The 7,314-nt window shown below is 69.2% G+C and carries 10 protein-coding genes; 8 read left to right on the forward strand and 2 right to left on the reverse strand.

All coding sequences use genetic code 11. The features are described 5' to 3' along the window. The first annotated feature begins 814 nt into the window (after nucleotides 1-814). From ACZ5NH_RS45015 to ACZ5NH_RS45045, 7 genes are all read left to right on the forward strand, one after another. Nucleotides 815-1,186, forward strand: coding sequence for a hypothetical protein (locus ACZ5NH_RS45015; RefSeq protein ID WP_468784235.1), 372 nt, complete (start codon nucleotides 815-817; stop codon nucleotides 1,184-1,186). Between the two features lie 69 nt (nucleotides 1,187-1,255). Beyond that, a complete protein-coding gene (locus ACZ5NH_RS45020; RefSeq protein WP_468784236.1) occupies nucleotides 1,256-1,810 on the forward strand; it encodes a hypothetical protein in 555 nt (184 codons plus the stop codon). A gap of 116 nt (nucleotides 1,811-1,926) precedes the next feature. Beyond that, nucleotides 1,927-3,105, forward strand: a complete 1,179-nt coding sequence (locus ACZ5NH_RS45025) for a DUF932 domain-containing protein (protein ID WP_468784237.1) — start codon at nucleotides 1,927-1,929, stop codon at nucleotides 3,103-3,105. A gap of 304 nt (nucleotides 3,106-3,409) precedes the next feature. Continuing rightward, nucleotides 3,410-3,658, forward strand: a complete 249-nt coding sequence (locus ACZ5NH_RS45030; RefSeq protein ID WP_468784239.1) for a hypothetical protein — start codon at nucleotides 3,410-3,412, stop codon at nucleotides 3,656-3,658. Between the two features lie 62 nt (nucleotides 3,659-3,720). Continuing rightward, nucleotides 3,721-4,140, forward strand: a complete 420-nt coding sequence (locus ACZ5NH_RS45035) for a hypothetical protein (RefSeq protein WP_468784240.1) — start codon at nucleotides 3,721-3,723, stop codon at nucleotides 4,138-4,140. Continuing rightward, on the forward strand, nucleotides 4,133-4,339 hold the full coding sequence (locus ACZ5NH_RS45040; RefSeq protein ID WP_468784241.1) for a hypothetical protein: 207 nt from the start codon (nucleotides 4,133-4,135) through the stop codon (nucleotides 4,337-4,339). Before ACZ5NH_RS45035 ends, ACZ5NH_RS45040 begins: the two co-directional genes overlap by 8 nt. 480 nt (nucleotides 4,340-4,819) lie before the next feature. Continuing rightward, nucleotides 4,820-5,038 carry a hypothetical protein gene (locus tag ACZ5NH_RS45045; RefSeq protein ID WP_468784243.1) on the forward strand — a complete coding sequence of 73 codons (219 nt, stop codon included), beginning with the start codon at nucleotides 4,820-4,822 and terminating at the stop codon, nucleotides 5,036-5,038. Nucleotides 5,039-5,081: 43 nt separating this feature from the next. On the opposite strand, the gene ACZ5NH_RS45050 is transcribed toward ACZ5NH_RS45045, so the two are convergent. Both ACZ5NH_RS45050 and ACZ5NH_RS45055 read right to left on the reverse strand, forming a co-directional pair. Beyond that, nucleotides 5,082-5,513: a YrdB family protein gene (locus ACZ5NH_RS45050; RefSeq protein WP_451557716.1), complete on the reverse strand. Its 432-nt coding sequence runs from the start codon at nucleotides 5,511-5,513 to the stop codon at nucleotides 5,082-5,084. A 173-nt stretch (nucleotides 5,514-5,686) separates the two neighbouring features. Further along, a complete protein-coding gene (locus ACZ5NH_RS45055) occupies nucleotides 5,687-6,658 on the reverse strand; it encodes a phosphotransferase family protein (protein ID WP_468784245.1) in 972 nt (323 codons plus the stop codon). Nucleotides 6,659-6,915: 257 nt separating this feature from the next. Here ACZ5NH_RS45055 and ACZ5NH_RS45060 point away from each other — a divergent pair, with 257 nt between their 5' ends. After that, on the forward strand, nucleotides 6,916-7,257 hold the full coding sequence (locus ACZ5NH_RS45060; protein ID WP_468784246.1) for a putative quinol monooxygenase: 342 nt from the start codon (nucleotides 6,916-6,918) through the stop codon (nucleotides 7,255-7,257). Nucleotides 7,258-7,314 lie beyond the last annotated feature (57 nt).

Raw genomic sequence — 7,314 nt, forward strand, 5'->3', positions numbered from 1 at the left:
CCGCTTCGCTCTGCCTCCGGCAGCCGAATACTCGCTTCGCTCGTTTCGCGCGTCCCCGCGCGAATTGCCCCGCCTCCGGCGGGGGTTGTGGAACTGGCCTCCGGCCATTCCACAACGGGCGTGCCTCCGGCACGGAAAGACAGGCAATGGGGTTTGTGCCTCCGGCACAAACTTGGGTGCGGGTTTTTTGTTGTGTGGGTGGGGTGTTGGGGTTTGAGTTGAGGGTCGGTCATGCTGCTTTGATTGAACAGGGGTTCAGGGAATCTCCGATCCCCTTGAAGACGAGGGTATTTGATTGGGATTCCGTGGAGAAAAGTACACCATGGAATTCCGGAGGCAATAGGGGCCCCTCCGGGGCCCGCCCGAGCCAGAGGGAGCGTTGGGCCCGCCTCCGGCGGCCGGACACTACCGAGCCCCTCCCCACGCTCCCTACGCCCCCACGCGGGCCGACAGGCCCGCACAGCCAGCGCGGAGGCTCCGCCGACGCGCAACCACACACCCCCGCCCCGATCCCCGAAGCAGCCGCGCCGCCCTAGCCCGCCCCCACCCTTCTTCTCATACGGGCAGGAAGAGCGGCAGCAGAGGGGATGTCAGCAGGCCGACCACGCGCTCGCAGAGCGTTGACCTGGGGTGACGTAGAAGCCGGCTACCAGGCCGCGCAACCTCCAGCGCAACACCTGACGCAACATCAGGCGCAACGCTGTACGCAACACGGGGCGCAATAGGTCTTCCAATCGACGCCGACACACACTATTATTTTAAGTACTGGGGAGGCGACCCCAGGAACCGCAGAAGGTCCAACGAAGGGTAAGACGTGGAGATCCAGATCTCTGACGGAATCGTCCGCCGAGTGCACGGCGGTGAGGACGCACCCATGACCGGCCTTGCAATTCAGGCCCGTACGGTCGCAAACTTCCTGCCCCTGCTTGTTCAGCGGGTGGGTGCGAACATCGTGCACAACTCCGACGCGAATTACACCGGCATTCGGTTCGACACCAAGCTTGGCCCGGTGGTGCTAGAAATGCCGACGGGTGACCGTCCTTACCGGCTCGTTCACGAACTCCCGGAGCCGGACGAGAACGGGCGCACCGAAGTGGAAATGCGACGATTCCCCCAGATCTACAAACCGCAGGGAATCGCGCACATCACGGCCGAGTTCCTCCAATCGCGCGGGTTCCTGAAGTAGTCCGCCCAGGGGTGCCCCAGTCGGGGCACCCCCTCCACCCGGCATCACCGAGAAGAGAGAGGGACAACCGTGGAGAACACGCGGATTACGGAGCAGCCCGAGGAGACCAGGGCACCGCTCACGGACGCGGAGCGGGAGCAGGCGACTTACGCGCTGCTGGAGTTGGCGCGCAGCGAGAGCGACCCGGACGCGCTGAGGGTGCCGAGCGAGCAACTGGAGTTGATCCGGCCGTTCTTCGAGTTGGGTTGGGCGATGGGTGTGCGCACCGGTCACACAGGCCCGGCCATGACTGACGTGGCGGTGGACCGCGCCACGGTCGCGCGCGCGTTCGTCCTGCTGATGTCCGAGCGCGTGGCGGATCAACTGGTGATCGCGGTTGCGCGGAGTCTCGATCCTCAGCACGTCGGACCGGTGCTGTGGCAAAAGGTCGAGTATCACGGCAGTGTGACGCAGCGTCATGGGACCTACTGGGTGAACGCGATTCACGCCCACGCCGACCCGTTCAGCGAGGCCCCGGAACTGCGCTACGACCTGTGCGAGATGCGCGGTGTCACGCCGGTGCCAACGGTCACGAACGTGCGCCGGACGAGCCTGACGCCGTTGCCCGCGTACCGCATGCGCTAAGTGTGCTGGTCAGGGGTGGGTTCCCTCACCCCTGAATCACACTATTATTGAAGTTGTTCGGGGGCGGTGGCCCCGCCCCCGAACCGCAGAAGCCAACACGAAGGGGAGAACACCGCATGACTCAGCAGTTTGCCGAGCGCGCCACGAACGTGGCCCCCACGGGTGCCCGTAACGCCGACCTCTCCGACCTGGTCCGCATCCTGGAGCACCAGAGCCGGCGCAAGCTGGATGTGATCACCCCCGCCGCCGCGCTGCGGTTCCGTGGGGGAAACGTGCACGTCGAGGGCGTGGAGTCCCTGATCACCGAGGACGGTGTGACGGACGTCGACGGCATCTACCGGCCCACCGCCGTGGCCGACGAGGGGATCGCGGACAAGCTCCGTATCCCGCTCGCCTACCTGCGCCGCATGCGCGCCGAGAACGTCCCGCTGCTGGACGAGAACGTGAACGCGTGGCTGCGTGAGGAGCCGGAGCGCCGTTTCATGCTCCGCGCGTTCCGGGGCGAGAGCGGCCCCGGCATGCCGCCCGCCGAGGGAGTGGCCCGCGCACTGCTGTCCGACAGCTACAAGCTGATGGACAACGTCGACATGCTGCTGGCCGCCCTGGACGGGGTGAAGCAGTCCGGCCACCCCACCCGCGTCACGGGGTGCGACCTGACGGACCGGCGCATGTACGTGCGCGTCGAGTCCGAAGCGGTCGCCGTCCAGGCCCGCGCGCTGCTGCGCGGCTACCGCTCCCCGTTCGACGGCCGCAGCGGTGACGAACTGCCGATGATCTCGGCCGGTTTCGTCATCACCAACAGCGAGGTAGGCGCAGGGGCGTACACCATCACCCCGCGCGCCGTCATCCAGGTGTGCCGCAACGGCCTGACCGAGACCAAGGACGTCATGCGCGCCGTGCACCTCGGAGGCAAGCAGGACGAAGGTGTCGTGAACTGGTCCGGCCAGACGCAGCGCAAGACACTGGAGCTGATCACGTCCAAGACCGCCGACGCCGTGCGCACCTTCCTGTCACGGGAGTACGTCGAGGCCAAGGTGCGCCAGATGGAGGCCGCCGCCGGTAAGACGCTGGCCGAGCCGACGAAGACGATCGAGCACGTCACCAAGACGCTCAGCATCGGCGCCGAGGCCAAGGACATGATCCTGTCGCACTTCGTGCGGGGCGGTCAGATGACGGCCGGGGGCGTGATGCAGGCCGTCACGTCGACCGCGCAGACCCTCACCGACGCGGACCAGGCCGCCGCCCTGGAGGCACTCGCGCTGCCCGCCCTGACGGCCGCCGCCACACACGAGTGACAGACCCCCGTGCGGGCCGGGAACCTCCCCGAGCCCGGCCCGCACGGGCCCCACGCCCCGCCCCAGCGCCGGGCGGGCACCCCGCCCGGACCGCCCGGGGGCCGGCCGGTCCCAGAGCGCGGAGCGCTCCCCCACCCGTCCAGGAGCGCGGAGCGCGCCCGCCCCGCCCTCTGCCGCATAGCGGCAGCGCGACGCGACGCGTCTGCGGAGAGCAGACCGCGCGCCCAGAAGATCCCCGGCGCGCCACGAGACACGTGCGCCGGCCCCCGGTGCCCACCGCCCCGTCACACACGGAGGAGAACCCATGCGTCAGTTCACGGAAGGCCAGTACGTCTCCTGGGACCACGACCGGGACGGTGCGACAACCGTGCAGATCACGGCCGTTGACCGGTTTCACATCACCTACCGGAGCGCGGATGACCACCGGGAATTCGTCCACGAGACCGTGTTCCACTCCCTCGCGGAGCAGACGGCCGATTGGCGCCCCGCCACCGAGGCGGAGGCCGCGGCCTTCAAGGCCCGGTTCCGCCCCGCCCCCGACAACTGGAACTGATCACCACCGCTGCGCCCCGGTCGGGGCACAGCCCCACGCCACGCCAGCCGCAGGGAGCCCGCATGCCCGCACGCCCGGAGCTGATCCGTCCCGATAACGCCGCCACGGCGGCCGCCATGGGCCGCGCCATGAACGCGCTCACCGCCCTACTCGTCGCGCTCGGCGAGGGCAGCCACCAGTTCAACGTCGTGGCCGAGCGCACGAACAACACGATCGTCACCACCGACCTGACTCTGTCCGTCGGGGCGTCGCCGCTGCGGGTGAAGCACACCGAGGGGGGCTACCTCCGGTTCTTCGCGCTGCTGACGTTCGCCCTGGAGTACAGCACCATCCGGCACGCCGTCCTGGTGGCCACGACCGCCGACGAGCCGTTCCGGGGCGGTCATCCCCCACCCCGACGCCGCCGCGCCGCTGCGCCTGGTCCACGACGCCCCGGAACTGCCCCAGATCCCCGACACCGACGAGGAGAGTCCCGTGGCTGACACCCCCGCCGCCACCGCCAACGGTTACTGCACCAACACCACCCCGGTCCCCGGCACCATCCGCACCGTCAACGCCAAGAACACCGGCCCGAAGTTCTTCCACCTGCACGGCCGCCGCTACGGCGCATGCCCGTGCGGCAAGGAAGTGTCCCTGACCGAGCGGGACAACCTGCGCCGCCACAAGCCGCCGCAGGAGTAACCCCACAGACGCCGTTCCCGTCTCCCCCTCCCCCAGAGAGGCGGGAACGGCCAACCCGGCCAGAACCACCGGCCGAAGATCCCCCGCCCCGACGCCCACGCCCTCCCCTTCGGCGAGCGCGGGACGGCAGGCCCCAGCCCACCGAACCGCCGAGGAGCCCGCAGCCCACGACCAGCCCGAACCTGACCATCAACACGCCCGCCGGCACCGTGCGCACCACCGCCAGCCCCGTCAGAACGACGCCGTCGTCTTCGAGCTGGTCGGGGCGATGCACGGCGGCGTGCACATCACCGGCACCCACCGCCCCGACCGCTGGGACCAGTTCACCGCCGTGCGCGCCTGTCTCGGCCCCGTCGACGCTTTCCAGGCCACCGCCCCCGACGAAGACCTGCCGCGACTCGCCCGCAGCCGCAGCGGCTACCGGGGCATCCTGACCCTCTACGACGACTCCATCCACCGCCCCAGGTCACGGTGTACCCGATGGAGTCCACCGCCGGACACGAGCCGGCCGAGAAGACGGCGACGACGCTCACCGCCCGCCTGCGGGCCGGCGCCGCCCATGTCGCGCAGCGCGACGACCTGCCCGCGATCCTTCAGCTCTCCCGGCAACGGGACACTCCCACCCTGCACCGCCTCACCTGGTCGACCGCCCACCACCAGGCCGAAGCCACCCGCTTTGGAGCGGGAGGCCCGCGCTGATGGGGATGCCCGAAATTGGCTCTGTCTGCAGTTTCGTGAATTCTCAGCCGGAAGCCGGTGAGCCATCTGGGGGCGCCTGCCCTGTGTGCGAGGCGGGCGGCCTGCGGCGAAAGATCTCGGCCATAGCTGTATTCGCGACCACGACGACCGTCATGGCCACGGCGGCACCAGGATGCCCGACCCCGTACAAGGCCGCTGCTCCCCCACCCAGCACTGCCGCCTTGACCACGAGCACGAGCGACAGCCTGGGCCGCAGCCGGGCCCTGGGTGCCGCGAACAAGGACCACAGCACCATGGCCAGCAGGGGCGTTCCCACGCCGAGCAGGATACGAAGAGCCTGGTCGTGGCTCACGACGAATCCCCACCAGCTCAGGCACGCCAGAGCGGCAAGCTCCACCACGAACGCCAGGAGTTCGTTCGCGGCGTACCAGCGCCGCTCGTCTATCCAGACCGCGGCGGCAGGGCGTGTTGACATGGAGTCCTCTCCCTGTACCCGAGGGGGAACCCAGCATGCCAAGGCGGCGCCGCGTGGGGTGGGCTTTCACAGAACTGCGGCCAGAGCCCCGAAATTCCCCAGGGTCTGCTCGATTCCCCACTTGGTTGAGCGGTAAACGATGAGGTCGAGGCCGCGCCCCGGACCGCCTTGGCTCAACCCAGCGCGTCCATCAGGGAGGTGACATAGGCATCCAGCCGCTCCTCCACGGCTCGTGTCGTCAGCTCGGGCCGTCCTGCCTCCCGCCACGGCTGCGGCACCGACTGCACTTCCTCCGAGAACGCCAGGGGCTCCCGCACCTGCCAGTACAGCCGCTCGTCCGCGGCCGCGGCCAGCCTCCCGCCGGCCTCCTGGTACGCCTCGGTGAAGCGCAGGCCCCACGCCGGGCCGTGCAGCAGCGCGAGATTGGTGGAACAGTGCGCCACGTCGAGGTCCGCCGGGCCCCGGGAGGCCGCCGCCCAGTCGACGACGCCGGTGATCCGGGCACCGACGGCACCGGCCGGGTCCTCGGGCGGCAGGTCAAACAGCACGTTGGTGGGCTGGAAGTCCCGGTGCAGGAACCGCCCTTCGTAGCGCGGCGCGGGCTTGCGGATCACGTCGATGGCGGCGGCCCAGACCGCGGCGTCGGCGCCCTCGGGGGTCACGACCGTGTCAGCGGTCGTCAGCGCCACGTACTCCCGGGGCCGGTCGGCCGGCCGCACCGCGTGGACCGCCACGAGTTGACGGGCCAGCAGGGGCAGGCGCCTCTCCAGCCCCTCGTCGTCGAGGACCGTCCGGCCCGGCAGGTGGGTCATGAGGAGCGAGGGGTACTCGCAGTGCGCGGCGGTCGGGTCGACGGCGACGAGTCCGGGAGCCGGCACGCCGGTGCCGGTGAGCGTGGTCAGGGCGTCGGCCTCCCTGTGCAGGAGGTCCTCGGCCGGCCCCTGCCGGTTCGGGCCGACGAAGGAGCGCAGCACCAGCTGCCGGGTGCCTCCGTCCCGCGTCCCGATGGTCAGCCTCCGCATGTCGGCGGTGGCGCCGCCGTGCAGCGCCTCGGCTCCGACGATCCGCTCGCCGGCCTCCAGGTGCCGGCGCACCCAGGCCAGTGTCAACGGTCGGACAGTCGCCGCCTCATCATGATTGGTCACCGTGCCACCTCATCATCCGGACGGCGGCACGCGCGAACCCTTACAGGCCTGTCCGCGAGTCAGCATGCAGGTGGTGGGTGGGGAAGTTGGGCAAGCAGGGCTGTCCGCACCCATAGCGAGGGGTGGGGCATTTCAAGGCTCTGGCCGCGATTTCGTGAAACTGCAGGCCAGAACAAGCGACGAAAGATCACTTACCCTAATTGGTTGTCGGAGCCCCCACGCAACTGACGGGGACTCACCCACCCCTGAGGAGTACGTTGTTCGACCTCATCGTCATCATCCGGGTCTGCGAGACCACCAACGTCGACTCAGTTGCAGATGCTCTGTCTCGGATGCGCCCCTTGTGTCTGGCAGAAGACGGCTGCGTCAGCTGGGAGGCGTACCAGTCACACCAGGACCCCAGCCGCTTCGTCCTGGTCGAGCGCTGGGCCAGCCGCGCCCACTGGGAGGCTCACGATGCCGGTGACGCCATCCAGAAGATCTACATCCCGGAGCTCATGCCGCACATCGAACGCGAAGTGCATCCAAGCATGCGCGTAGGTAGCAGGCATGAAGCGGTAACTGAGTGCGTTGTGGCAAAGGGAGTCCCTGTTCGATGAGCAGGGGCTTCTTCGTGTGCGGGGCATGATCGCCGTGGGGTAGGGGCAGGCAGCGGA

Source organism: Streptomyces sp. NPDC031426, from assembly GCF_055581585.1.

Coding starts and splice junctions, on each gene's coding strand:
- ACZ5NH_RS45025 (WP_468784237.1), top strand. CDS start 1,927: ATGACTCAGCAGTTTGCCGAGCGCGCCACGAACGTGGCCCCCACGGGT.
- ACZ5NH_RS45030 (WP_468784239.1), top strand. CDS start 3,410: ATGCGTCAGTTCACGGAAGGCCAGTACGTCTCCTGGGACCACGACCGG.
- ACZ5NH_RS45050 (WP_451557716.1), bottom strand. CDS start 5,513: ATGTCAACACGCCCTGCCGCCGCGGTCTGGATAGACGAGCGGCGCTGG.
- ACZ5NH_RS45035 (WP_468784240.1), top strand. CDS start 3,721: ATGCCCGCACGCCCGGAGCTGATCCGTCCCGATAACGCCGCCACGGCG.
- ACZ5NH_RS45045 (WP_468784243.1), top strand. CDS start 4,820: ATGGAGTCCACCGCCGGACACGAGCCGGCCGAGAAGACGGCGACGACG.